The sequence below is a fragment of the Ruegeria sp. D6 genome (assembly GCF_056534365.1).
Genome location: NZ_JBQFPH010000001.1, coordinates 227,914 through 253,234, shown reverse-complemented (window position 1 = coordinate 253,234; position 25,321 = coordinate 227,914). Strand labels below are relative to the sequence as shown.

27 protein-coding genes are annotated in these 25,321 nt (G+C 58.7%); 14 read left to right on the top strand and 13 right to left on the bottom strand.

Going from position 1 to position 25,321, the window contains the following annotated elements:
* Positions 1–17: 17 nt before the first annotated feature.
* Together clpX and ACR0A1_RS01215 are read right to left on the bottom strand one after the other, a co-directional pair.
* Complete coding sequence (gene clpX, locus ACR0A1_RS01220; RefSeq protein WP_170397188.1) at positions 18–1,283, bottom strand: ATP-dependent Clp protease ATP-binding subunit ClpX; 1,266 nt, start codon at positions 1,281–1,283, stop codon at positions 18–20.
* Between the two features lie 136 nt (positions 1,284–1,419).
* Positions 1,420–2,052 carry an ATP-dependent Clp protease proteolytic subunit gene (locus ACR0A1_RS01215; RefSeq protein WP_039970058.1) on the bottom strand — a complete coding sequence of 211 codons (633 nt, stop codon included), beginning with the start codon at positions 2,050–2,052 and terminating at the stop codon, positions 1,420–1,422.
* A 309-nt stretch (positions 2,053–2,361) separates the two neighbouring features.
* Here ACR0A1_RS01215 and ACR0A1_RS01210 point away from each other — a divergent pair, with 309 nt between their 5' ends.
* The 3 genes from ACR0A1_RS01210 to ACR0A1_RS01200 all read left to right on the top strand — a co-directional run bounded on the left by ACR0A1_RS01210 (position 2,362) and on the right by ACR0A1_RS01200 (position 4,197).
* On the top strand, positions 2,362–2,703 hold the full coding sequence (locus ACR0A1_RS01210; protein ID WP_170397190.1) for an ArsR/SmtB family transcription factor: 342 nt from the start codon (positions 2,362–2,364) through the stop codon (positions 2,701–2,703).
* A gap of 99 nt (positions 2,704–2,802) precedes the next feature.
* On the top strand, positions 2,803–2,940 hold the full coding sequence (locus ACR0A1_RS01205) for an entericidin A/B family lipoprotein (protein WP_010443271.1): 138 nt from the start codon (positions 2,803–2,805) through the stop codon (positions 2,938–2,940).
* 828 nt (positions 2,941–3,768) lie between these two features.
* A complete protein-coding gene (locus ACR0A1_RS01200; protein ID WP_480592184.1) occupies positions 3,769–4,197 on the top strand; it encodes a hypothetical protein in 429 nt (142 codons plus the stop codon).
* Between the two features lie 82 nt (positions 4,198–4,279).
* Here the strand turns inward: ACR0A1_RS01200 and ACR0A1_RS01195 are convergent, their stop codons facing one another.
* Both ACR0A1_RS01195 and ACR0A1_RS01190 read right to left on the bottom strand, forming a co-directional pair.
* The gene (locus tag ACR0A1_RS01195; protein ID WP_170466098.1) at positions 4,280–4,729 is read right to left on the bottom strand and encodes a hypothetical protein; all 450 of its coding nucleotides are present in this window, start codon (positions 4,727–4,729) and stop codon (positions 4,280–4,282) included.
* A gap of 130 nt (positions 4,730–4,859) precedes the next feature.
* On the bottom strand, positions 4,860–5,180 hold the full coding sequence (locus ACR0A1_RS01190; protein ID WP_170397195.1) for a hypothetical protein: 321 nt from the start codon (positions 5,178–5,180) through the stop codon (positions 4,860–4,862).
* A 187-nt stretch (positions 5,181–5,367) separates the two neighbouring features.
* Here ACR0A1_RS01190 and ACR0A1_RS01185 point away from each other — a divergent pair, with 187 nt between their 5' ends.
* Positions 5,368–6,315: an aldo/keto reductase gene (locus tag ACR0A1_RS01185; protein ID WP_480865915.1), complete on the top strand. Its 948-nt coding sequence runs from the start codon at positions 5,368–5,370 to the stop codon at positions 6,313–6,315.
* A gap of 28 nt (positions 6,316–6,343) precedes the next feature.
* Here the strand turns inward: ACR0A1_RS01185 and lepA are convergent, their stop codons facing one another.
* Complete coding sequence (gene lepA, locus ACR0A1_RS01180; protein ID WP_170466104.1) at positions 6,344–8,143, bottom strand: translation elongation factor 4; 1,800 nt, start codon at positions 8,141–8,143, stop codon at positions 6,344–6,346.
* Positions 8,144–8,179: 36 nt separating this feature from the next.
* Between lepA and ACR0A1_RS01175 the strand changes: the two genes are divergently transcribed.
* The 4 genes from ACR0A1_RS01175 to ACR0A1_RS01160 all read left to right on the top strand — a co-directional run bounded on the left by ACR0A1_RS01175 (position 8,180) and on the right by ACR0A1_RS01160 (position 11,622).
* The gene (locus ACR0A1_RS01175) at positions 8,180–9,373 is read left to right on the top strand and encodes a hypothetical protein (protein ID WP_480865913.1); all 1,194 of its coding nucleotides are present in this window, start codon (positions 8,180–8,182) and stop codon (positions 9,371–9,373) included.
* Between the two features lie 164 nt (positions 9,374–9,537).
* The gene (locus ACR0A1_RS01170; RefSeq protein WP_170404173.1) at positions 9,538–9,846 is read left to right on the top strand and encodes a hypothetical protein; all 309 of its coding nucleotides are present in this window, start codon (positions 9,538–9,540) and stop codon (positions 9,844–9,846) included.
* 65 nt (positions 9,847–9,911) lie between these two features.
* Positions 9,912–10,853, top strand: a complete 942-nt coding sequence (locus tag ACR0A1_RS01165) for a LysR family transcriptional regulator (RefSeq protein ID WP_170397757.1) — start codon at positions 9,912–9,914, stop codon at positions 10,851–10,853.
* 223 nt (positions 10,854–11,076) lie between these two features.
* Entirely contained in the window at positions 11,077–11,622 is a 546-nt protein-coding gene (locus ACR0A1_RS01160) for a hypothetical protein (protein ID WP_480754404.1), read from the top strand.
* 181 nt (positions 11,623–11,803) lie between these two features.
* On the opposite strand, the gene ACR0A1_RS01155 is transcribed toward ACR0A1_RS01160, so the two are convergent.
* Positions 11,804–12,247, bottom strand: coding sequence for a low molecular weight protein-tyrosine-phosphatase (locus ACR0A1_RS01155; RefSeq protein WP_480754406.1), 444 nt, complete (start codon positions 12,245–12,247; stop codon positions 11,804–11,806).
* A 27-nt stretch (positions 12,248–12,274) separates the two neighbouring features.
* On the opposite strand from ACR0A1_RS01155, the gene ACR0A1_RS01150 reads away from it, so the two are divergent.
* Both ACR0A1_RS01150 and ACR0A1_RS01145 read left to right on the top strand, forming a co-directional pair.
* Positions 12,275–12,973: an NAD-dependent deacylase gene (locus tag ACR0A1_RS01150; RefSeq protein ID WP_480865910.1), complete on the top strand. Its 699-nt coding sequence runs from the start codon at positions 12,275–12,277 to the stop codon at positions 12,971–12,973.
* Between the two features lie 61 nt (positions 12,974–13,034).
* Positions 13,035–13,643 carry an HdeD family acid-resistance protein gene (locus ACR0A1_RS01145; RefSeq protein ID WP_480865908.1) on the top strand — a complete coding sequence of 203 codons (609 nt, stop codon included), beginning with the start codon at positions 13,035–13,037 and terminating at the stop codon, positions 13,641–13,643.
* Positions 13,644–13,711: 68 nt separating this feature from the next.
* Here the strand turns inward: ACR0A1_RS01145 and ACR0A1_RS01140 are convergent, their stop codons facing one another.
* The 5 genes from ACR0A1_RS01140 to meaB all read right to left on the bottom strand — a co-directional run bounded on the left by ACR0A1_RS01140 (position 13,712) and on the right by meaB (position 17,726).
* Complete coding sequence (locus ACR0A1_RS01140; protein WP_170397208.1) at positions 13,712–14,176, bottom strand: copper chaperone PCu(A)C; 465 nt, start codon at positions 14,174–14,176, stop codon at positions 13,712–13,714.
* Positions 14,177–14,221: 45 nt separating this feature from the next.
* Positions 14,222–14,572, bottom strand: coding sequence for a glycosyltransferase family protein (locus tag ACR0A1_RS01135; protein ID WP_170397210.1), 351 nt, complete (start codon positions 14,570–14,572; stop codon positions 14,222–14,224).
* 405 nt (positions 14,573–14,977) lie between these two features.
* Entirely contained in the window at positions 14,978–15,265 is a 288-nt protein-coding gene (rpmB, locus tag ACR0A1_RS01130) for a 50S ribosomal protein L28 (RefSeq protein WP_008756960.1), read from the bottom strand.
* Between the two features lie 119 nt (positions 15,266–15,384).
* On the bottom strand, positions 15,385–16,578 hold the full coding sequence (locus tag ACR0A1_RS01125) for a Hint domain-containing protein (protein WP_480865906.1): 1,194 nt from the start codon (positions 16,576–16,578) through the stop codon (positions 15,385–15,387).
* 170 nt (positions 16,579–16,748) lie between these two features.
* Positions 16,749–17,726 carry a methylmalonyl Co-A mutase-associated GTPase MeaB gene (meaB, locus tag ACR0A1_RS01120; protein ID WP_170511476.1) on the bottom strand — a complete coding sequence of 326 codons (978 nt, stop codon included), beginning with the start codon at positions 17,724–17,726 and terminating at the stop codon, positions 16,749–16,751.
* Positions 17,727–17,846: 120 nt separating this feature from the next.
* On the opposite strand from meaB, the gene hrpB reads away from it, so the two are divergent.
* The 3 genes from hrpB (at position 17,847) to ACR0A1_RS01105 (ending at position 22,506) form a co-directional block, all read left to right on the top strand.
* Entirely contained in the window at positions 17,847–20,285 is a 2,439-nt protein-coding gene (gene hrpB, locus ACR0A1_RS01115; protein WP_480865904.1) for an ATP-dependent helicase HrpB, read from the top strand.
* Between the two features lie 194 nt (positions 20,286–20,479).
* Positions 20,480–20,938 carry an NUDIX hydrolase gene (locus ACR0A1_RS01110; protein WP_170404203.1) on the top strand — a complete coding sequence of 153 codons (459 nt, stop codon included), beginning with the start codon at positions 20,480–20,482 and terminating at the stop codon, positions 20,936–20,938.
* Between the two features lie 89 nt (positions 20,939–21,027).
* Positions 21,028–22,506: an inorganic phosphate transporter gene (locus ACR0A1_RS01105; RefSeq protein WP_170397220.1), complete on the top strand. Its 1,479-nt coding sequence runs from the start codon at positions 21,028–21,030 to the stop codon at positions 22,504–22,506.
* 61 nt (positions 22,507–22,567) lie between these two features.
* On the opposite strand, the gene ACR0A1_RS01100 is transcribed toward ACR0A1_RS01105, so the two are convergent.
* Positions 22,568–23,542 (bottom strand): 2-dehydropantoate 2-reductase, encoded by a 975-nt coding sequence (locus ACR0A1_RS01100; RefSeq protein WP_480865901.1) that lies wholly within the window; start codon positions 23,540–23,542, stop codon positions 22,568–22,570.
* A gap of 65 nt (positions 23,543–23,607) precedes the next feature.
* Entirely contained in the window at positions 23,608–24,573 is a 966-nt protein-coding gene (locus ACR0A1_RS01095; RefSeq protein WP_170424227.1) for a pirin family protein, read from the bottom strand.
* Positions 24,574–24,829: 256 nt separating this feature from the next.
* On the opposite strand from ACR0A1_RS01095, the gene ACR0A1_RS01090 reads away from it, so the two are divergent.
* Complete coding sequence (locus ACR0A1_RS01090; RefSeq protein ID WP_170397223.1) at positions 24,830–25,318, top strand: peptidase associated/transthyretin-like domain-containing protein; 489 nt, start codon at positions 24,830–24,832, stop codon at positions 25,316–25,318.
* Positions 25,319–25,321: the final 3 nt, after the last annotated feature.

The window sequence follows — 25,321 nt, the reverse complement described above, 5'->3', positions numbered from 1 at the left end:
GCATCAATCTATGCGGTTCAACCCGCCGAAGCCGATTCCGCCGCGTCTGCGTAGATGATCAAAGGCTGAGAATCCGACGTCACAGCCTCTTCGTTGACCACAACTTCGGTCACGTTCTTCATGCCCGGCAGTTCGAACATTGTATCCAGCAGGATGTCTTCCAGGATAGAACGCAGACCACGTGCACCGGTTTTACGCTCGATCGCTTTCTTGGCGATCGCCTTCAGCGCATCATCGGTAAAGGCCAGTTCCGCATCTTCCAACTCAAACAACCGCTGGTATTGCTTGACCAGAGCGTTCTTCGGGCTGGTCAGGATGGTGACCAAAGCGTCTTCGTCCAGATCTTCCAGCGTCGCCAGAACCGGCAGTCGGCCGACGAATTCGGGGATCAGGCCAAATTTCAGCAGGTCTTCGGGTTCCAGATCCTTGAAGATCTCGCCCACGCCGCGCTCGTCATTGTCACGCACGTCGGCACCAAAGCCCATGGCCGAGCCTTTGCCACGCTGTGCAATGATCTTGTCTAGTCCGGCGAATGCACCGCCACAGATGAACAGGATGTTCGTGGTATCCACCTGCAGGAATTCCTGCTGCGGATGTTTGCGCCCACCCTGCGGCGGAACGCTGGCCACGGTGCCTTCCATCAGTTTCAGCAGGGCCTGCTGAACGCCCTCGCCCGATACATCGCGGGTGATCGAAGGGTTTTCAGACTTGCGGGTGATCTTATCGACCTCGTCAATATAGACGATGCCGCGCTGTGCGCGTTCGACATTGTACTCGCTGGCCTGCAGCAGTTTGAGGATGATGTTTTCAACATCTTCACCCACATAACCGGCTTCGGTAAGCGTGGTCGCGTCCGCCATCGTAAACGGCACGTCAAGAATCCGCGCCAGCGTTTGCGCCAGCAGGGTTTTGCCGCAGCCGGTGGGGCCAATCAGCAAGATGTTGGATTTTGCCAGTTCTATATCGCTGCCCGCTTTCTGGGCATGATTGAGACGCTTATAGTGGTTATGTACCGCAACCGACAGCACCCGCTTGGCGGTGGCCTGACCGATCACATAGTCATCCAGCACTTCGCAGATATCCTTGGGTGTTGGCACACCGTCCGAGGATTTCAGACCGCTGGCCTTGGTTTCCTCGCGAATGATATCCATGCACAGCTCGACACACTCATCGCAGATGAACACGGTCGGGCCTGCGATCAGCTTACGCACCTCATGCTGGCTTTTGCCGCAAAAGCTGCAATAGAGCGTGTTCTTGCCGTCACCGCCTGAATTCGTCGCCATGCTTTACCCCTCGGGCTCCGTCTCAGCGGCCCCTCTCAAGGGCCGCGCTTGCCGTATATGCCTGCAGCTTAGGCCAGCGTTCTGGCAGCTACAATCTCAAAATCATCCCTCACGCCGGACGCGCTCGGATTTGAACCTAGGCCTCGTCACCATCCATCTTGGCGCGGTTCTCGACGATCTCGTCGATATGGCCCCAATCCTTGGCCTCTTCCGGGCTCATGAAATTGTCACGATCCAGCGCCTTTTCAACCGCCTTTTTGGTCTGCCCGGTATGGCGCACATAGATGTCATACAGGCGATCTTTCAGCTTTTGCGTCTCGGCTGCGTGAATCATAATGTCGCTTGCCTGACCCTGATATCCACCGCTGGGCTGGTGCACCATGATCCGGCTGTTGGGCAGCGAAAAGCGCATTCCCTTCTCGCCCCCGGCCAGCAGAACCGAACCCATCGACGCCGCCTGACCGATCACCAATGTGGAACATTTCGGCTTGATATACTGCATTGTGTCGTAAATCGACAAACCACTGGTGACCACGCCACCGGGAGAGTTGATGTAGATCGAGATTTCCTTGTTCGGATTTTCCGCCTCAAGGTGCAGCAGCTGAGCGACCACCAAATGGCTCATACCGTCATGGATGGGGCCGTTGATGAAAATGATCCGCTCTTTCAGAAGGCGCGAGAAGATGTCGTATGCGCGCTCGCCCCGGCTGGTCTGCTCGACGACCATGGGGACGAGTGTGTTCATATATGTATCAACTGGATCGAACATTCGGAACCTGCCTGTTTTGCGATGGATCGGGACATTACCCGAAGAGTAGTTACCCGAGTCTTAGTGCCGCCACAGGGGGGCTGCAAGGGGGGCCGAACGTTCCCACGAATTCCGTCTACCTGCACGACCCGAATGCACACGCCGCTACAGGTCGGTTGACGGATTGCGCGGAAACGTGCTGGTTACATCACGCTATTTTGATCCATGCATATGGAAATACATGCCTGGAAATTGTACCAAGAGTTCTCGCTGCGGATGCGGCGCCGGTCAGGCGACGGGATTCGGCGGCACTAACGAGGGAATACGATCATGGCTTTTCCGCAAATGACCGAGGATATGTCACCCGGCGACCTTGACCGGATGGTTGAAAACGCGACGCGCGCATCGAACTTTCTGAAAGCCATAAGCCACGAAGGGCGTTTGATGATCCTGTGTCACCTCGTCTCGGGCGAGAAATCCGTTACTGAACTGGAACAATTGCTATCGGCCCGCCAAGCCGCCGTTTCTCAGCAACTGTCGCGGCTCAGACTTGAGGGGCTGGTTGTTCCTCGTCGCGAAGGCAAGGCGATATATTACCGGCTGGCAGATGATCGACCAGCCCGAATACTGGAAGTGGTGTACGAACTGTTTTGCGCTCAGGATGCGACCTGAGCCTAGTATTTAGCCCTTCGAAATCGGCCATGCAAAACCTGTAGCTATGGCCTGGGAAAGCTGCTAGTCAATTCGAAACAAGCACTTATGGAGCAACCGATGATCCGCGCAATTCTGATTGGCCTGGCCCTGTTCACCTTGACCGCATGCGAAACCGCAAAGGGCGCTGGCAAAGATATCGAAAACGCCGGAGATGCCATCCAGAACGCGGCCGAGGACGTGCAGGAAAACATCTGATCGTGACGGGATGTTGCGTTCAGGCAACGCTTACCCGCAATATGTAGTTGCCACACCGACTCAACCCGAGTAGTGTGCCGGTACAGGTGCATAGACGCGGCATTGCATTTCTGACACTTTGACGGGGTTCTTTTGCGCAAGCGAAAGAACCCCGTTCTGGTCCGGAGGGTGGTGCGTGATAGCCTGTATGAACCTTGGGTTCTCAAAAAGGAAAAGGCGTCAGGTGCTCAGACGCGGTCTTTGCATGCATCCTTGCGGACACTCCTGACGCCTTGCCGGTCCGTTCCGCCCGAGGGGCTTCTCGGTCCAGTTGCCTCGGCCCCCGAAGGGACTTTGGCCACTGCCACACGCGCTATGTCGCGTCGCAGTCCGCACGGACCTTCTGAGAGGCTGAGCATCTAACCCGAACCGAAGCCCAGACCACCTGCTCCACCACCGGTAAGCCATTGCAACTAAAAACAAATCCTAAAATCCGCCTTAGCTGCCGTGGCCCCCTTGGCCCTTGCGTCCCGCCCCTGTTCCGAAGATCAGAAGCAGTAACCAGACTGTTACATCAGCGTCATGATCCGGCAAGAAAATAGCACTGCAGCATAAAAATTAGACGGGGATAAGCTGTTGATATCCGCCGGGAGAGCCATGTGGATAACCCGAGAATTCGCGTCATCGCGCAGGCTTGGGGATGGAAAAAGTCAAATATGGATCTCGGGCCAGAATTCGCTTGGTTTCTGCACCTGCGAAGGTCCCGTGCGCTGAATTAGGGGGGTATTGTCCGAGTTGTACAACACTCAAGCCCCCAATCTTTCGAATCGTACAACCGGAGATTCGTCTATGCGCCTGACCATTTCTCAAGCTCGCGCCCGTTTGGGCGAACTGGCCACCTTGTCGCAAGACCCCCGGCAAGTGATCGTGCTGACCCGTTATGGCAAACCGATCGCCGCACTGGTGTCGATGAACGAGGCGCAGCGGATTTGGGAGTTACTGGATGATGACACCATCGGACGTAAACACCCGCTCAACGGGCTGCGCGGGTGGTGGTCGAAGGGGCGTGGTATTCCGGGGATGGAACCTGGGCCGGACGGTTCTTACCTCACCGCGCGCGACGCCGCGCTGAAGGTCCGCGAGATCCAGATGACCCGTGCCGAGGAACGCCGCATTCTCAAACGCGGGGGTCTGGACCCTGTCGCGGGCGGCGAGATCGCCGCCCGGCCCGTCGCCTCCCTGTGGAGACTGTTGTTTATGAGAAGCGCTCCGACCTGAACGGGGTACCTACTACTCCTGCCGCAGTCACAAATCTCAGCGGCATTAACCCCCTTTAACATCCGATCGGGCCGGAAACGCTTCAGTTCACCTGACGTTCCAGAACTGTGCTGTAGGTCGTTCCGTTCCGCAGGCTACGGAAATCGGCAAAGATCTTGCCGTCCTCGTACCGCGCATCGATCAACGCATTGGCGCCAATCACCAGCGGGGAAGTTTCAACGATGCCGATCGAGCCAGACCCATCGAGGCTGATGGTTCCGGTGGCCTCGTATTCATTCCATTCAGTGTCGCCATCCCGACGCCACTTGCTGGGCCCCCAGAAAACATTGTCTTCCTGCATCTGGACGTCGAGCATCCATTCGGCCTGATTAAAGCGGGGCTGATCGCCCTTGTAATAATGGCTGGGCTGCACGGTCGTGTAAGACCCGACCCACGTGCCGCGCAGATCCGGTGTGGTATCGGCCAGTGCTGCGGTTCCGAGGGCGAGGGACGTGGCCAGAGCGGCGGCTCCGGCAGTCATGTATCTGGTCATGGGGATCTCCTCCTGAAAGCGACCCTTTGGAGTTCAAAAGCGAACATCCTTGCTGTGGCATACAGATTGGGCGGAGGTGCGCCGGTTACAACTTACCTAAGGGAAACTTCATGAACCGGTAATGTTTGCGTCAGGCCCAGGCCAGCGCAGTGCCGAGGATGACCAGACCGATACCTGCCGCCTCGCGATACGAGAAGTTCTCGCCGAACAGAAAGAATGAGGCGATGGCGATCAGAACAACCTCGGCCCCAAGAATGCCGGTATAGATGATGCCCAGCCGTTCCTCGCGCAGCGCGGCGAGTTCGAGCGTGGCCCCGGCCAGCAGGGTCGCGACGATCAGTAGACCAAGACCCACGCCGGGGAGTTTCCACCAGAACTTCATCGCGATCATGGCAACGGAATAAAGGCCTGCTGATCCAAAAGCGATAAGGGGAACAAGCGATGTAGACATAAGGGCCTCCTGCAAAGGTTGCCATTAGGTCAACTGTAGCAGATGGGCTGATTTAGGGCTGTGAGGTGGGTCACAGTTTCAGGTTCCATTCTCGCTTTTCTTCTTGTGTTTTTTTGCCCCCGAACTTGCAGTGATGGGTCGACCTGTTCAAAATTCAATTATTCATATGCGACTGGGGAGGGGTGCAATGACAACACTTTGCGAAATAGGTCAAACCGGAGTGCGAATCCCACGAATTGGCTTTGGATCAACCGGTATAGGCAACATTCCACAGATTTACGGTTACGAAGTTGATGAGAATAGGGCGCACGAGACCATACGCGCCATACTTGCCCGGCCCGACGGGTTTATCGACACCGCCCGAGGCTATGCGTTGGGGCGCAGCGAGGAGCGCATCGGGAGTGTCATCCGTGAACTCGGTGGCTGGCCGAAAGGCCGCGTTCTGTCCACAAAAGTAGACCGTGACATGGAAACGAATGTTTTCGACGCCGCCCAAGCGCGGCGGTCCTTTGAACAAAGCCTCAAGGCTCTTGAGGTAGATCGCGTGGACATCCTTCATCTGCACGACCCGGAATACGCTGGTGACGTAACTGAGATTACCCGCAGCGGAGGTGCGCTGGACGAATTATTCAAAATTAAAGAGGAAGGATTGGCAACTGCAGTTGGTCTGGCGGGCGGGCAGTTGGATGTGTTGATGCCAATGCTGCGCGAACGGGGTTTCGACGTGGTGATGACTCACAACCGGCACACGCTTGTAAACATGAATGCGGCGCCGCTGATCGAACTGGCCAACTCGAAGGACGTTACGGTATTGAACGCAGCGCCTTACGCCGGCGGAATCTTGGCCAGAGGCAGCGCAATCCATCATTTCTACGTCTATCAGCCAGCAACAGAAGAAACGCTCGCACCCGTGCGCGCGGTTGAGGAAATCTGTGCCCGCTATGACGTGCCCTTAGGCGCCTTAGCGCTGCAATTCTCGATGCGGGACGCAAAAATTGCGTCAACGGTGTGTGGAGTGACTTGGCCACAGCATGTGAGACAAACACTCGAATGGGCGGATTGGGATATCCCAAGAGCGGTTTGGAGTGAACTCGCGGAACTTGGTCAGAGTGACGCTGATCCTGAGGCCGTATAGAACCGATCAACGGAGAGGAAGGACAGCCTTAGCTGTCCATCTTCAACGCTGAAATAAACGCCTCCTGCGGGATATCCACTTTCCCGAACTGGCGCATCTTCTTCTTACCCGCCTTCTGCTTGTCCAGCAGTTTGCGTTTCCGCGTGGCGTCGCCTCCGTAGCATTTGGCGGTCACGTCCTTGCGCAAGGCCGAGAGGGTCTCGCGGGCGATGACCTTGCCTCCGATGGCGGCCTGGATCGGGATTTTGAACATGTGGCGCGGGATCAGGTCCTTGAGCTTTTCGCACATCGCCCGGCCCCGCATCTCAGCCCGGTCGCGGTGAACCATGGTTGACAGCGCGTCAACCGGTTCGTCATTCACCAGCACCGACATCTTGACCAGATTGTCCTCGGTATAGCCGGTCATCTGATAGTCGAACGAGGCATAGCCCTTGGTCACCGATTTCAAGCGGTCGTAGAAGTCGAAGACGACCTCGTTCAGGGGCAGATCATAGACGACCATGGCGCGGCTGCCCGCATAGGTCAGGTCCAGCTGGATGCCGCGGCGGTCCTGGCAGAGTTTCAGCACGTCGCCGAGGTATTCGTCGGGCACCAGAATGGTCGCCTTGATGCGCGGTTCCTCGATATGGTCGACCTTCGACGGGTCGGGCATGTCGGCGGGGTTGTGCAGCTCGATCATCTCGCCGTCTTTCATGTAGACGTGATAGATCACCGAGGGAGCCGTCGTGATGAGCTCGATATCGTATTCGCGTTCGATCCGGTCGCGGATGACCTCAAGGTGCAGCAGGCCGAGGAAACCGCAGCGGAAGCCAAAGCCCAATGCCGCCGAGGTTTCCATTTCAAAGCTGAAGCTGGCGTCGTTCAGGGCCAGTTTGTCGATCGCATCGCGCAGGTCTTCGAATTCGGAACTGTCGACGGGGAAGAGGCCGCAGAACACCACCGGCTGCGCGGGTTTGAATCCCGTCAGGGCCTCTTCAGTGCCGTTGCGGTCATTGGTGATGGTGTCACCAACGCGGGTGTCGCGGACCTGTTTGATCGAAGCGGTGAGGAAGCCGATCTCACCGGGGCCAAGCGAGTCGACCATCTCCATCTCGGGCCGGAAGACACCAACGCGGTCGACATGGTGCAGGGTGTTGTTCGACATGAACTTGACCCGCATCCCCTTTTTCAGCGTGCCATCCATGATGCGGACCAGAACGATGACGCCCAGATAGGCGTCGTACCACGAATCCACCAGCATCGCCTTGAGCGGCGCGTCGAGATTGCCCTGCGGCGCGGGCAGTTGCTGCACGATGGCTTCAAGCGTTTCGTGGATGCCCTGCCCGGTCTTGGCGCTGACTTGAATGGCGTCGGTCGCGTCGATGCCGATCACATCCTCGATCTGTTCGGCCACGCGGTCACAGTCGGACGCGGGCAGGTCGATCTTGTTTAGCACCGGCACGATTTCGTGGTCGGCGTCGATGGCTTGGTACACGTTGGCAAGCGTCTGCGCCTCGACCCCTTGGGTCGAGTCCACAACCAGCAGAGAGCCTTCGACCGCGCGCATGGACCGGCTGACCTCATAGGCAAAGTCCACATGGCCGGGGGTGTCGATCAGGTTCAGCACGTATGCTTCGCCGTTGTCGGCGGTATAGTCGATGCGAACCGTGTTGGCTTTGATGGTGATGCCACGCTCGCGCTCGATATCCATGCTGTCGAGCAGCTGTTCCTTCATGTCGCGATCCTTAACCGTGCCGGTCTCTTGGATGAGCCGGTCAGCAAGGGTGGATTTGCCATGGTCGATATGGGCGACGATGGAGAAATTGCGGATATGAGCGAGGTCTGTCATGGGTTGGGGATATGTAGAGGAATCGTGGGTTGGTCAATGGACAATGAGAAGGCCGAAGCAGGTATTACTACCTCAAACCTCGATTTTGAAGATCGGGTAGAAATCATCGCCGAAATCATCTCGGAAGCAAACCAGATTGAAGCTGGGGGGCTTATTTTTCGTGCTGCATTGCGAGCATTACCAGCGTTTCACCCAGATTTTCCAAAATTTGACGGAGTGGTACTAGACGCGTGGCGCATTTCTGAAGGCGAAGAACAAAACGTTCTAATCGCATTTCGCACAGTAGTTACAACGATGGTTCTTCTGAACGATAGAAACGCGCTCGATGACCAGACGATCGAAGATGCCATCCAATGCCATATTGATCAGTTTGAAGAGATGAGTCTTAGCAACCTGTCAACAGCAATGTGGGTATTGGAAAATGCACTTCAGTTTGCGGAAGGCTCCTCGCCTTACTTGACTAGAGAAATAGCCGAACGATGTCTGGTCAACGCTGTCGAGCTAGAACCTATGATGCAGCTGCTTTGGGAAATTTCAGCTGACTCCAAAACAAAGGTTAGTAGGGACAACGGAGTGGACTTCGATCCATTTCTGTTTCGTCATGATGACTGCCAAGCAGAGGCAGGCTTGCAAGCACCTTTTTCAGTGGTTGGTTTGGTTGAAGCTCTCCACCAGTCTGGCAGGAAATGGAGATATTGGGGCGAATTCTACGAAGCTATACTTGAAGGCGCATCTCCAAACTTCGCGTTACTGCGACGAATTGCAAACATCGAAGAAGGTAACTGGAAAGCAGGCCCAGATGCCGTTGCATCCGAAATTGAACGTATTCGGTCGCGGTGCGCAGTTGAATCCGCGCTTACTGGTCTCAAAGATGGCTCGAAAAGCCAGACTAGTGCTCGCCACGGCATAGGAGGAAACAACCCTCCGGACCGTATCCAAGATGAACTCTTGGTCGGCGCTGTCACACTAATCTGGGAAGCCGAAGAAGAACTTTCGGAAGCGCTGGAGCAGGAAAGCCCTGATCGCGAGTGGATTGAGGCAATCCTAGCTAAGTTCAAATCCGGATTGGCAAGCTTTCTCAAGTGGTGCGCAGGCAAGGGCGATCTTTCGGTCGATACTTTAATTAAGTGGGGTATTCCTGCTACCGGGGCGGGGTATGCCGCCAAGTATCCAGAGAAAATCGAAGCCCTAATTGAAGCTATCGAGCACTGGCTTCCGTTTTTGTCATGACTAGTGCCGGGCTGAAGCCCGGCCTACGGAGTGGGGTGTTTCCGACTCGTGTATTCACTTTTTCGAACCACCCAATTGATCCCGAATCCACTTTGATTCATACTCCGCCGCAGACCGAGAGGGGCATAAGACCCGTCCGGGCAGGCAAAAAACGAGGCTCGAGTATGAAACAGTTCCTCTTAATCGCATTTTGTGCGGCATCGCTGACGTCGGTGGCCCACACAGTGGACGCGGCGCAGATCAAGCGGGCGTGTCTGGCATCAGACCGTGAAGCGGCGACGCGGGCGCGGTGCCGGTGTATTCAGCGCGTGGCGGATCAGGCGCTGACGCGTAGTGATCAGAAGACCGTCGCCAAGTGGTTCACCAACCCGCATCAGGCGCAGGAGTTGAAGATGTCGCAGACCGCGCGCGATGATGCGCTGTGGGATCGGTATCAGAACTTTGGCCAGATGGCGCAAGCGATCTGCAACTGAGCCCTGTCAATCCTTGACCTGATGCCCGCTGCGCCTCAGAAATGGCGCAGCGAAAGGTATGTGCGATGGTGATGAAAGGGCTGACCCTGCGGGGCCTTGAAGTGTTCGAGGCGCTGGCGCGGACCGGATCGGTGGCGCAGGCGGCCGAGATCACGGGGCTCAGCCAGCCCTCGGTTTCCCAGCAGTTGCGCAATCTGGAAAAGGCTTTGGGCACCGATCTGGTGGATCACGGGCGGCGACCGATGCGACTGACGCAGGCCGGCCGCAGTTTCCTGGCGCGGGCCGAGGCAGTGCTGGCCGAGTTGCAGATGGCGCAAGGCGAACTGGCAGTGATGGATCTGGGGCATCTGACCACCCTGTCCATCGGCTTGATCGACGATTTCGACAACGACCTGACGCCGCGATTGGCGACGTTGCTGGCCGACAGTCTGACCCGGTCGAAATTCAAGCTGATCACGCTGCCCAGTCTGGACCTGTTTGCCGAGCTGGAGGCGCAGCGCCTGCACATGGCGGTCTCGGCCCATTCTGGCGAGGTGCTGGAGGGCGTGGTCGAATATCCGCTGGTGCAGGATCCGTTCATTCTGGTCGCGCCTAAGGGCGTTGCGCAACCAGTGCAGGATCTGCCCTTTCTGCGCTATGCCCGCGAGCAGTTGATCAGCCGTCAGATCGAAAGCCATCTGGCCCGGCAGCAGCTGGAGTTCGAGGAACGGTTCGAAATCGGCTCACACCTCGCGCTGATGGCGATGGTTGCGCGCGGCCTTGGCTGGGCGATTACCACGCCGCTGGGCTATATGCGCGCCGCCCGCTTCCACGACGGGATGGAGGCGCACCCTGCCCCGTTCGGTGAGTTCGCACGCACCATTTCCTTGTTTACACGGACCGACTGGTCCGATCAGGTACCGCAGGAAGTGGCCGACATGATCCGACGCCTGATGCGCAGCCAGATCGTTGATCCAGCGATTGCGCAACTGCCGTGGTTAGGTGGTCAGTTGAAGGTGGTGGGATAGAGCGAGAGGCAGCGAATACGATTATTTGCTATCGCTCTAATTTGCGACTTTCAAAAGTTTATCTCAAGAACGCAGCATTTCTTCTACAACGAAACCAGATGGACTCTGGCGCCTCTCTTTTTAGCGGCAAGTCACCATTTTCATTAAAGTACGTTGCCAAGCATTGCCTTTGCAACATAGTGTGCGCTTCATGTTTTGAATTTGCTACGAAAGTTTTTTTAGAATGACGATGACTATAGATGGCATCGGTGCAGAGCCGCCGGGTTACAAAGATGCTCTAACTCTTGAACAAGCGTTGCTTCTGACACCCAAAGCGCTCGATCGACAAATTTCAAGCGATCTCAGACGCGTAGCTAACGCGCATGGTCGAAGCTACTCGATTGTTAGCTGGTGGCAAGAGCAGAAGGCACGGTTTATTGGCTGGTCGGGTCGCTTGCTTGCTCGACAAGTCAAGAGAAAACCACCTGGCGAACCTGAGGATTTTTGTGACAAAATCGACTATTGCCGACGGCGCAAACAAGCCCGGACTGCTGTCGGCTTTATCCGGAGCCTTCAGGAAGATCGCGTACTGTTGGCAACCGAGGCATACGATAAGTTCCGAGAGAACAATGAGACAATAGCTATACTACTTGAGGAAGCGATGGCTCTGACGACTGAAATCGCTGAATTTACGGCCGACACCGTTGTTCCAGTTACTGTTATTGCTAAGATCGTTCTGGAAGCAATGGATGAGATTTGCCCATGCCCGGATGAGGATAGCGCTACATAAGGAAGCTTCAGCCACCACCTGCTTTGCCCCATTTTTGCCGTAGAACCTATTTGAAACACTTGGCTCAAATTTAGTTGTTACAAATTGAGTTCGACATACCCATCAGTCCAGAATTGGACATATATCGCATGGGGAACAATGCCGTCCGCATCTGCCGTCGTAAATGAATGGTATATTCAAGCTAGGCCCGCACATGTGCCTCGAGCCCCTGCACCGCCTCTTCGATCAGGTCCAGCGCGCCGTCGAAATCCCGGGTGTAATAGGGATCGGGCACGTGGTCCGCGCCGCTATCAGGCGCAAAATCGGTCAGCAGGCGGACCGGGGTGGTGATGCCGTCGGGGCGCAGGGCCTCGATACCCTCGATGTTTTCTGCGTCCATTCCGATGATCAGGTCGAAGTGGTTGAAATCTTCGGCCACGAACTGGCGCGCGCGTAGGTCGCTGAGGTCGATATCACGCGCGCGGGCGGCCTTTTGCATTGGGCCGTAGGGCGGGTCTCCGATATGCCAGCCCGAGGTTCCGGCGCTGTCGGTCTGGTGATGCGGGGCGCGGGCGCGAAAAGCGCCCTCGGCGGCGGGGGATCGGCAGATATTGCCCAGGCAGACGAAAAGGATACGGTGTGACATAAGAGAGGTTTAGCGCGTGGGGCAGGTATGGAAAAGATCGTCATTCTGACCGGGGCCGGGATTTCCGCCGAAAGCGGGTTGGGCACGTTCCGCGATGAAGGGGGCCTGTGGGCGCAGCACCGGATCGAGGATGTGGCCACGCCCGAGGGCTTTGCCCGCAATCCGTCGCTGGTGCATCAATTTTACAATGCCCGCCGAGTACAGGCCGCCAAGGCGCAGCCCAACGCGGCGCATCAGGCGCTGGCCCGGTTGCAGCAGGGCTGGCCTGGAGAGGTGATCCTTGTCACCCAGAATGTCGACAGCCTGCACGAGGCAGGAGGGGCCGCGCATGTGATCCATATGCATGGCACCTTGGCTGGGGCTTTGTGTGCGGCGTGCGGATATCGTTGGGCTTCGCCACCCGAAATGGATGTGGGTGAGCCCTGCCCGTCCTGTCACCAGCCCTCGGCCCGGCCCGACGTCGTATGGTTCGGCGAGATGCCATATTTCATGGATGAGATCTACGACCATCTGATGGAAGCATCGCTGTTCGCCTCGATCGGCACCTCGGGGCAGGTTTATCCGGCGGCAGGGTTTGTACAAGAGGCGCGGGCCGTGGGCGCGCGGACGATCGAATTGAACCTTGAGCCATCAGCCGGAATATTTGATGAAACCCGGCTGGGGCCAGCCTCGAAGGCAGTACCGCGCTGGGTCGATGAGCTGTTGGCGCGAGGCAGCACGCGATAGGGGCAGACAGCGGCGCGTCTTCCCGTCTATGGTGCAGAAAACGCAAACCCGAGTGAGTGACATGACCGATCTACCGCCCAAAGACGGAGAAATCCTTGACGACAGCAGTATCGACGCGCGCGATACGTTAAGTACCAATCTGGCCAGCCTGTGGTGGACCTTTCTGCTGCGTGGAATTCTCGCAGGTCTGATCGGGATTGCAGCGCTGTTCTGGCCGACCAGCAGCATCTCATTATTGCTGCGATTGGTAGGGGCGCTGCTGATTCTGGATGGCGCGCTGACCTGGCTGGGTTTTGGGCGGCGCGGGCTGATCGGAGGCGTCGGGATCGGTGCCGCGCTGATCGGTTTGGTGTTGCTGATCTGGCCACAGGGCGTGGCCTGGCTTGCCTTCACCCTCATGGGGGCGATGGCGCTGTTCGTTGCGATCGGCTCGTTCATGGCGCTGCCGCAAATGCATCCACAAGACCCCGAGCGCGCAACGGTGCGTAATTCAGGTATCTTCGCACTCATCGTCGGGCTGGCGCTGATCTTCTGGCCCGGCAGCGGCATGGTGGCGTTGGGCTGGGCAATTGCCTTCTTCGCGCTGACCTCGGCGGTGGTGATGTTCTTTCTGGCGGCACGGTTCAAAAAAGCGGGCGATCGATTGGAGATGAAAACCGTCAACAGATGACGCAACAGGCCGGGCATTGCCCGGCCTGACGTATGGATGATGGCTGTACCACAGCCTGAAGACAGGCGTTAGTTCGAATGGCCGCCTTTGTCCTGGCGCTCAAGATCGACCGGGATCTCGACCGCGACCTCTCCGGCGTTTTCGAAGATCAATGTGACGGGAACGCTCCCTCCCTGTTCGAAGGGCGCTGTCAGGCCCATGAACATGACGTGATCACCGCCGCGTTTCAGCATGTGGGTTTCGCCCGCCGGAATGGCGAAGCCTTCCTTCACATGCACCATCTTGGCGACACCGTTTTCGTCAACCTTATGAGTGTGCAGTTCCACTCGGGCAGCCGCATCCGAGGTCACGCCGATCAGGCGGTCATCGGTATCGCCTTGATTCTGGATCATCATGAAGGCGGCACCCGCCTTCGCGGTTTTGCCCGAAGACCGTGCATAAGGGTCTTCGACCGAGATGGTATCGGCAGCCAGCGCCGCACCGGTCAGCGAAAAGGTAGTCAGGACTGCAAGCAGGCTGGATTTGAGGGTCATTATGCCTCTCCTTGGTAACTGTCTGATAGAGTTTGGAAACTGGAATCAGGCAGAAACCGGCGGGGCACGAGCTGGGTGTCGCGGCAACGGCGCGGCAATCAGATGCTGGGAAAGGAGCGACGGCGCGGGGAGCGCGCGCGACGGGGCCGGAGGTACGGCAACCGAGGCTTCATGGATCGCGCCCAGCAGGTTGAGCGCATAGTCAGGGCAGTATTGCGGTGCGCGGGTCGGTTGGCCGTCTTCGTCCATATAGACGACGACCGGCCCGCTGCCGGTGCACAAAACCATCTGCCCGACCGCGCGCTCCATACCCCGCGACACGGCCAGTCCCTGCCCGGTGAGGATCACCATCAGGGACAGCGTATAAGGCAGAAATGTGCGGAAAAAGCCTGTCATGTCAGCTTGGTATATACGCTGCCCACTGAACCGGCTTCAAGCGCAAAGCAGTGGCTGAGACAGTATGGCCTAGCTCAGCTTTTCGGCGGCCTGAACGCCTCGGCATTCATCCCCGTATGCAGTCGGTTTACCCGGCGCTGCATCCGGGTGCAGCGGATCACGGCTTTTGCAATTGATCGTGGCAGTAAAAACAGAAAATTCTTTGCTTTGAGTGACATGGTAACCCCCTCAACATGAATATGCATAAACATATGCGATATTCAGCAGGCGTTCTGTGAACAACGTCACGAAGCGGGGCGTTTTATTACCATTTCAGAGACAATCATTCGCACAGGGGCTGCGAATGCAAAAAAGAAAAGCCCCACACCGCAGGGTGCAGGGCTGAATTCTTGCGTGAGAAAGCGCTTAGGCCGAGGCTTGCGCCTTGGCGATTTCTTTCTTCACTTTCAGGGCGTTCGCCGACAGCTCGTCATCCTTGGCTTTGGCCAGGAACGCGTCCAGACCACCGCGGTGGTCGACCGAGCGCAGGGCAGCTGCCGAGATGCGCAGCTTGACGCCACGACCCAGAGTTTCCGACTGCAGGGTAACGTCGTTCAGGTTGGGCAGAAAACGGCGACGAGTTCTGTTTTTGGCGTGGCTGACATTGTTGCCAGTCATCGGGCCTTTTCCGGTCAGTTCGCAACGGCGCGACATGGTTTCTTCCTTTGTTTCTGGAGGCCGGGTACAAGACCCGCGGCCAAATCACAAGGGGCGCAACCCGAAGTCGCGCCCGAAAACTGGTTGGATGCGTTTAGTGGGAATCGCGCGAAGGGTCAAGACGGCTGCGGCGAAATCTTTGCACCCGAGTTGAATTCATTTGAGGTCAAGATCGGGGACATCCGCAACAGCGGCTTGTTATTCTTCAAATGCCGTGTGATCAACTGCGCTTGCAGCCGCCCGCCGGGGATCATGCGGGCCGGGTCGGCGCGGTAGTCAAGGTCTGTCAGTTCGGGAAAAATCTCGAATATCTCGCGACGCGACGCGGCGCTCAGCATTTTCAGCGCTTCGGGGCCGGTATAGAGGCTTTCGGTTGGCGCATCCTCGGCAAAGATCACCTGATGGCAGTCGAACAGCAGGTGGTAATACTCGACGCTTTCCACGCTTTCATCAATGTAGATATCCGGCATTGCAGTGAGTTTGATGGCCGGAATCAGAACCTCGGTCGTGCCGAACATGCGTTGGGCGATCTTTGAGTACACCAGCATCCGATGCTGGCGCGAGACCAGCAGATCGCGATGCGGCAGCCCCTCGCCCAATGCCCCTGCAAGGATACGCACAGGCCAGAGTCTGGGGTTGGCTTCAAGCTGGAAGCGATCAAATTCGCGCCGCCCGATCCAACGGATCGGGTGCAGGCCCTGCCCCAGCGTGGGGATCAGGTCACCGGTGCACAGCGACTGGATGGGGGTCTGGCCCTGCTGCGTCGTGATCAATGTATCGCGCGTGAAACAGGGCATACCCGACCCGTTCTCGAACGCTGAATACGTGACGGTGATGCCTGAAGGCAGGGTAAATGTGCCGCTAGAGACTGAGTAACCAACCCCGTCTTCGACCGTAATCACCCCGAAAGTATCGTCCGTGATAACAGTGCCCTCAGGGAGGTTCAGCGTGTCGGTTCCGCTGCCGCCGCGAATGTCACCCGACACCGTGGTGCTGGTGAAATTCAGCGTGTCATTACCGGCACCAAGCCGGATATCGCCGACGGTTGACCCCCTGATATCAACCGTATCCGCATCCGAACCGCTAGCGATGCGCCCGCCAACCGTGCTGTTGGTGACAATGATCGTGTCGGTGCCTGCATTGCCCAGGACATTGTTGGCAATGGTGCTATTGGTGATGGTGATATCGTCATCGCCGCCACGGCCGCGGATACCGGTCACCGGAGGCGTCGCCGGGTTTCCGTTCAGAGTACCGTTGTCATTTGTGACATCGATATCGTCGTCGCCATTGGTACCATTGATATTGGGCATTCTGACGTGTCCCGTTCCTCGGAGAATCCGGGCACGATCCGAGCTGACCAAGCCCTTTCTCAACCCGGTTCAAACGCAGTGACTTACACTCAAACACAACAATATATGTAGCTTTAATACACGATTAGCGGTCAGCGCACCAGCCGCGCACGCATCATACCGCCAGAGTGTTACGCGTCGGACAGCCCGGAGAGGATTTGTTCGGCCGCCGCCGATGGGCTGAGGTGGCCCGCACTGACCTGAGCGCCAAGATCGCTCATCCGACTGCGCATCTGTGGCGTTTCGAGACGCGCAAGCAATGCGTGGCGTACCTCTTGCTCGAACCAGTATTTTGCCTGTGTGGCGCGGTTCAATACCCAATGCCCGGCTTCGCGCCGCCAGGTTGTCAGGGCCTGCATCTCGTCCCAGGCCTGTTCCAGCCCATGCTCTTCAACCGCTGAAACGGTCATGGCCTTGGGAAACCCTTCGGGGTCCTGCGGGCGTTTGCGCAGCAGACGCAGCGCGCCCGCGTAATCGGCGCAGGTGCGGGTGGCAGTCGCTTTCAGGTCGCCATCGGCCTTGTTGATCAGGATCATGTCAGCCATCTCCATGATGCCGCGCTTGACGCCCTGCAACTCATCGCCGCCCGCCGGGGCCAGCAGCAGCAGGAACAGGTCAGACATCTCGGCCACAACGGTTTCCGATTGGCCCACACCCACGGTTTCAATCAGCACGACGTCAAAACCAGCCGCCTCACAAAGTGCAATCGCTTCGCGTGTGCGGCGCGCCACGCCACCAAGATGGCTCTGGCTGGGGGACGGGCGGATAAAGGCGTTTTTCTCGCGGCTCAGCCTTTCCATGCGGGTCTTGTCGCCCAGGATCGAGCCCCCCGAACGGGCCGAGCTGGGGTCAACTGCAAGAACCGCAACGCGCAGCCCCAGCCCCGTCAGCATCATGCCGAAGCTTTCGATAAAGGTCGATTTGCCTACACCCGGCGTGCCCGACAGGCCGATCCGCAAAGCCTGGCGTCCGGCGCCGCTCAATTGATCCAGCAGCGCGGTTGCCTGCGCTCGATGATCTTCACGCCCGCTTTCGACCAGTGTGATCGCACGGGCCAATGCCCTGCGCTCTCCGTTCAAGATCCTGTCGCCAAGCTCGGCAATGTTCATCGGTAAGTCCCCGGCTGGAATTTGCCCTAGATGAGGGGGGATGACCCGGTTTGTCCAGCCCCAACCGGAGCCGAGTTTGGCGACGCTGGACCTTGGCCGAGGCTTTGGCGATAAGGCGATATGACCCGGTTGCCCATTGATGACGCCATTCCCGATCTTCTGAACGCCTTGCGAACGCATGGGCGCGCGGTGCTGCAGGCGCCGCCGGGTGCGGGCAAGACAACCCGCGTGCCGCTTGAGATGCTACAGGCCGGTCTGTGCGAGGGCCGGATCGTCATGCTGGAGCCCCGGCGGCTGGCCGCCCGCGCCGCCGCCGAACGCATGGCCGAGACGCTGGGTGAACCCGTGGGCCAGACCGTGGGCTATCGTGTCCGTGGAGACGTGAAAGTTTCAAAGGCGACGCGCATCGAGGTTGTGACCGAAGGTATCCTGACACGGATGCTGCAATCCGAACCTGACCTGCCCGGCGTAGGTGCTGTGATATTCGATGAATTCCACGAACGGTCCCTGAACGCCGATCTTGGGCTTGCACTGTGCCTTGAGGTGACTGGAGCGTTGCGCGATGACCTGATCTTGATGGCGATGTCCGCGACGCTGGATGCTGAACCGGTGGGCCAGCTGATGAACGCGCCTCTGGTGACATCCGAAGGGCGCAGCTATCCGGTCGAGACCCGCTGGTTGGACCGGCCTTTGGGGCCGCAGGCGCGGCGACTGGACGCGCTGATCGATCTGGTGGTGCGAGCCGAACGGGAAACCAAAGGGGGCATGCTGGTGTTCCTGCCCGGTGAAGGTGAAATTCGGCGGGCCGAGGCGGCTTTGGCCAGCCGTCTACCCGACACCTGTTCAGTGCGGCCTTTGTTCGGAGCACTGCCCTTTGCCGCCCAGCGCGTGGCGATTGCGCCGGTTAAGCAAGGTCGCAAGGTAGTTCTGGCGACGTCGATTGCCGAAACCTCGCTGACTATTCCCGATATCCGCGTGGTGGTCGATATGGGGCAAGCCCGGCGGGCGCGGTTCGATCCCGGATCAGGCATGTCGCAGCTGGTGACCGAGCGGGTGACGCGGGCCGAAGCGACGCAGCGCGCAGGCCGTGCGGGGCGTGTGGCCGAAGGTGTCTGCTATCGGTTGTGGTCCAAAGGCGAAGAAGGTGCACTGGCCGCCTACCCGCCTGCCGAAATCGAGGCTGCCGATCTGACCGGGCTGGCGTTGGAATTGTCGCTCTGGGGCGCAGAACCGGGTGATCTTGCGTTTCTGACCGCGCCGCCCGAAGGCACGCTGGCTGAGGCGCGCGCGTTGCTGGCGATGCTGGGTGCCCTGGATGGCAAAGGCCGGATCACCGAACATGGGCGGGCGCTGGCGGCGCTGCCGCTGCATCCTCGGCTGGGGCACATGCTGCTGCACGCGGGACCTGAGGCCGCGACACTGGCGGCGCTGATGGCGGAACGCGATCCGCTGCGGGGCGCGCCGGTCGATCTGTCTTTGAGGCTTGAGGTGCTGCGGGACGTGCGCGCGTTTCAGCGCAATCGGGTCTGGCAGGTCAACATGGGCGCGCTGGATCGGATCAAGGGCGAAGCAAAACGGTTGCGCGCGCAGGCCGGAGGCGCAGATGGTCTGAGCCCGGCAGCGATGGCGGCGCTGGCCTATCCCGATCGCATCGGACAGCGACGCAAGGGAGATGTCCCGCGTTATGTCCTGTCGGGTGGCAAAGGCGTCGTGCTGGAAGCTGGTGATACGCTGGCAGGTGCGCCATATCTCGTGGTGACGGATACGGATGGGAACCCGCGTGAGGCGCGTGTGCGCATGGCAGCGCAGATTTCCGAGGGGGAAATTCGCGATCTATTCGGCGATCAGATCGCGTGGGTCGACAGCTGCGACTGGTCAAAACGCGAACGCCGTGTCGTGGCGCGCAGGCAAGAGCGGTTCGGAGCGATCACGCTGGACGACCGCATCTGGAAAGATGTCCCCGAGGATGCGTTGGCGCGGGCGATGTTGGACGGGGTGCGCGATCTGGGTGTGCGGCTGAACGGGGCCGCAGCGCGATTGACCGCTCGGGTCGAGTTGATCCGCGCGGAAGGCGCTGATTTGCCGGACTTCTCGGAAACCGGGCTGATGGATACGCTGGAAGACTGGCTGCTGCCGATGCTCTCGGGCGTGCGCAATGCCGATGACTGGAAGCGGTTCGACCTGCTGCCCGCGCTGCGTGCCCGGCTGGACTGGGAACAGATGCATGAACTGGATCGGCGGGCGCCGGGCTCGTTTGTGACTCCGTTGGGCCGCAAGCTGCCAATTGACTATGGCGGTGCGGTGCCCGAAATCTCGGTTCGGCTACAAGAGGTATTCGGCGTTACGCAACATCCGGTGGTTGGGGGCGAGCCTTTGAAGATCACGCTGCTGTCACCGGCCCAGCGACCGATCCAGATCACCCGTGATCTGCCCGGATTCTGGGCCGGGTCATATGCCGATGTGCGCAAGGACATGCGGGCGCAGTACCCAAAACATCCCTGGCCCGAAGATCCAACTCAGGCGGATCCGACGCTGCGCGCGAAGCGGCGCAAAGGCTGAGTTGATCAGGTGGGCGTAAATAAGCCTCATTGGCGGAAACAGTGCAAAGCGCACAAATTGCTGCAAAAATACACGAAACACCGAAAGTTCAGGCCATATTTTGCGGTTATCCGAGGGCGGTATTGTTAACTCAGCAATACATGATTATGTAACTTCTTCGAATTACAAAAAGAACACGCCCGAGCAGGCCTGACATGACGACATGGATACGCAACATCTGGGAAGAGGTCGCGCGACCGCTGATCCAGCGCCCAAGCCGGGTGCAGGTTGCTGCGTTGTGTACCCGCAAGGCAGGTCCCGGTGACGACGTTTTGTTAATAACCAGTCGGGGCACCGGACGCTGGATTATCCCCAAAGGCTGGCCTATTGATGGGCTCAACGGGCCGGAAACCGCATTGCGGGAAGCCTGGGAAGAGGCTGGCGTACGTGCAACGGAGGTGCAGAAAGATCCCGTTGGTCATTACTCTTACGACAAAAGGTTGGATGACGGCACGGCCTTGCCGGTTATCACCAGCGTTTATCGGATCGAGGTGACCGATCTGGCGGATGTATTCCCCGAGTCCGATCAGCGTAAGCGCTGCTGGGTGTCCCCGAAGGTGGCCGCCGAACGCGTGCAAGAGCCGGAATTGCGCGACTTGCTACTGCAATTGTAACAATATTGTAAAAAACTGATGACAAAGGTTGCCGCGCCCATTGGAACCGTTTAGCGGCGGGCATCATTCAAAACAGCCGTTGTGAACCGATGTCAGACCACCCCACTAAAGCCCGTTGGCACGCACTGGACCGTGACCTACAGCGTATCTCGCGCGTTGAGCACGCCAATGCCCAAGTATCGCGTCCTCTGTTGGCCCCCGGAATTGCACTGGCCTTTATCGCGCTAGCAGGATTGGCTGCAGCGCTTCTGTTCGGACGGGCCGATGGTGGCGTGATCGTTGTCGCAGCTGCGGCATTCGGCGCTTACATGGCGATCAATATCGGTGCCAACGACGTGGCCAACAATATGGGCCCGGCAGTTGGGGCCAATGCTCTGACCATGGGCGGAGCCATCCTTATTGCCGCCATCGCAGAAAGCGCAGGCGCGTTGCTGGCAGGGGGGGATGTGGTTTCGACCATCTCTAAGGGCATCATCGATCCGATGTCGGTGCAGAACAGCAATGTGTTCATCTGGGCGATGATGGCGGCCCTGATATCGTCGGCACTGTGGGTCAATCTGGCTACCTGGGTCGGGGCACCGGTTTCGACCACGCATTCGGTGGTCGGCGGCGTGATGGGTGCCGGCATTGCTGCGGCGGGCCTAAGTGCGGTGAGTTGGGGCACGATGAGCGCGATTGCCGCCAGTTGGGTGATCTCACCCGTTTTGGGCGGGATGATTGCAGCCGCCTTTCTGGCATTGATCAAACACAAGATCCAGTATCAGGACGACAAGATCGCGGCAGCGCGGCGCTGGGTGCCCATTCTGGTTGCCGTGATGGCAGGGGCGTTTGCCACCTACTTGTCGGTCAAAGGCCTGAAGCGGATCGTCAAAATTGATCTTCAATTTGCCCTTTTGATCGGTCTGACCTTTGGCGGCCTGGTCTGGGCTGCGACGGTACCGTGGGTCAAGCGCAAGTCTGAAGGGTTGGAGAACCGGACCCGGTCGTTGAAGACATTGTTTGGTCTGCCTCTGGTGATTTCGGCCACATTTCTGAGCTTTGCGCATGGGGCCAATGATGTGGCCAATGCGGTGGGTCCATTGGCGGCAATCGTGCATGCGGCCGAGTTCGGAGATTTTGCCACGAAAGTATCGATCCCGACATGGGTCATGGTGATCGGCGCGTTTGGCATCTCGTTCGGCCTATTCCTGTTCGGTCCCAAGCTGATCCGTATGGTCGGCAGCCAGATCACCAAGCTGAACCCGATGCGGGCGTTCTGTGTCGCGCTATCGGCGGCGATCACGGTCATCGTCGCCAGTTGGCTGGGTCTGCCGGTCAGTTCGACTCATATCGCGGTTGGGGCCGTCTTTGGTGTTGGCTTCTATCGGGAGTGGCATGCAGAACGGCGGTGGAAATACTCGAACCGCCAGCGGCCTGCAGAGCTGCGACTGGCGCGCGAGGAACGGCGGCGGCGCAAGCTGGTGCGGCGGTCGCATTTCATGACCATCGTGGCGGCCTGGGTGATCACGGTACCGGCAGCGGCAGTGATGTCGGCGCTAATTTTCTGGGTTTTGACTGCGTTCGCTTGATCGGAATTTGCGAGGCTCTGCCTCGCGCTCCGAGGTATTTTAGGCCAGATGAAGAGACGGATCAGGTTATGATCTGGTCGACTGTGAGCGGCGTGTCCGGTGAATGGTGGATGAGTTGAGAGACTCGGCTATTGATCGGGGTTGCGATCGCGTACTGTTGGCCGAGTTTGATGATTTCGCCCTGTAGACTGTCGATTTCGGTCGGGCGACCCGCCGTCAGATCATAAGCCATCGAGGTGCGCGCATTGGGGTCGATGGTCAGCATTTTTGCCGCAATTCGTGTAAAAAATGGCGTTGGCAGACGTAGAATGTGCGGTGTCATCCATGCGGGTAGTGGCGTTGTGGAGGTGGCCTCGATCTCGGCGACTTTCAAAACACGCTGCGCCTCGGCCATCTGATCAGCCATCAGGCGACGCCAGTTTCGGTCGAGCAGTTGGTTTTGCAAGGTCAGGCCGGACAATGCGTTCAATGCATTGTTGAGGTTGATCACCAGCTTACCCCATTGCACCGCCTCGATCTGGTCGCTTTCGCTGACGGGTAGATCTGGGGCGCTTAGGCGTTCAGCCAGAGACTGGGAGCCACGCTCGATGACGATCTCGCCCGATGTGGCGCGGTGATAGGTTGCCGGGCCCGTCGGCACCACGTTGAAGGGCACCATTCCAGCCCGAACGTCGCGTCCGGGAAGAGCGGTGCGCAGGGTGCGGGCGTTCTCGAGCCCATTCTGCCAAGACAGAACCGGGGCCGTTTCCGTGGCGTGTGCGGCGATCAGCGTTGCCATCTCGGCGGTCGCGCCGGTTTTTACCGTGACGATGACCAACTCGGCATCCCCGAGACAGGCAGGGTCTTCGCTGAGCGTGAGTTGTGCGGCGGCGACGTGACGATGCAGGTTCGAGAAATCTGTCACCGTCAGCCCCTGTCCCCGGATGGCGTTCAGCACCCGCGCGCGACCCAGCAGTGTCACGCTGTGTCCCGCTGCGGCCAGCAATGCGCCGCAAAAGCAGCCAATGCTGCCTGCACCGGCGATGACAATATTCATGGCTTACCTCCGCTGTGCCTCCAAGGATCGCCGGGATCGTTCAACGGAGCCAGCGTGACGTGAGGTCAGACGCGGGCGCGTCTGGGTCGGGTGCGTTCGAGGTCTTCCGAGATCGGAATGAACTCCTGATCATCACCGGGCGGCAGGTGGAAGGCGCCGTTCGCCCAGTCGGCAGTTTTCCATTCGCGTGTGGCGGTTTCTATCTTCTCTTTCGAAGAGGAGACGAAGTTCCACCAGATATAGCGATCTTCGTTCAAGGTCGCGCCGCCCAGCAGCAACAGCCGCGCACCCAGTGGTCCGGCCTTCACGGACAGGTGATCGCCGGGGCGGAAGACCATCATGCGACCCGCCTCAAAGCTGTCGCCTGCGATCTCGACCGAGCCTGTGGTGACATAGACACCGCGATCCTCGTGATTGTCGGGCAGCGGGAAGGAGGCACCCGGTTCGAGCTGGACGTCGAGATAAAAGGTCTCGGACAGCATGGTGACCGGGCTGGTTTCGCCATAGGCGGAACCAAGGATCAGGCGGGCGCTGACGCCTGCATCCTGAATATGAGGCAACGCGCCCTGTTTGTGGTGTTCGAAATCGGGGGCCATATCTTCGTGAGTTTCGGGCAGGGCGATCCAAGTCTGGATGCCAAACAGGCTGTGTTTCTTGCCGCGTGTTTGGTCACTGGTACGTTCGGAATGGGTCACACCACGCCCAGCGACCATCCAGTTGACCTCGCCGGGGTAGATCATCTGATGCGTGCCGAGACTGTCGCGGTGTTCAAACTCGCCCTGATATAAATAGGTCACGGTACCAAGTCCGATATGGGGATGCGGCCGTACGTCAATACCGCCTTCGGTGATGAATTCGGCCGGACCCATTTGGTCGAAGAAGATGAAGGGGCCGACCAGTTGCCGTTTGACCGAGGGTAGCGCGCGGCGCACCTCGAACCCGCCCAGATCACGGGCACGGGGGATGATCAGGCTGTCCAGCGCCGGGTTCTCGGACCGGCAGTCGGGGGTATGGGTCGGATTCCAGCTCATTCTCGCTCTCCCTTGGGTCAGGATCTGGCTTGGGCTTCAATATGTTTGATTATGTGGTATATAGTATGATTTATTGTCGGGCATAGCGCATGAGTGCACATATACAGTGCACGATGGGCGGAAACGGCGGCAACGCTCACGTGACGGTGATGAAATGACCCGATCTTCAGACCAGCTTAACTCGGCTTTCGCAACAAACGTGCTAGATTGAGTGTCAGGCCAGACACCATGCCCGTTATCGAAAGGAGCCCTCTCGATGTCGCACGTTCTTCTTACCCGCCGCAGCGCGTTGGTTACGGCGGGCTGTTTTGCAGCGCTAGGCACGGCCGGGCTGACCACGCCCGCGCGGGCGCAGGGCGTTGCACCGACCCCGTCCATGCGGGGCGGATCGAACAACTATCGCCCCGGCGCCCCTATTGTGCAGCGCATCGGCGGCGGAGGTTTCTGGATGACCGGCACCGTGCGCCGCGCAGGCGACGGAGCCCCCTTGCCCGGCCAGCGTATCCAGATCTGGGCGCATACGACCGAGGGGCACGAGCGCGACCAGCGCAGCCATGGGGCGACGCTGACGGATGCGAACGGTGAATTTCGGCTTGAGATGCCACAAATCGTGCCCGCCTTTGGCCAACCGCATGGACATCTGGCCTATGACAGCGGCGAATTCGAGACGGTGTTCCTGCGCCCGGTGATGTCGAGCGCGAAGGATAAAACGCTTGCCGCGCATTTCGTCTTGCAGCCTGCCTGATAC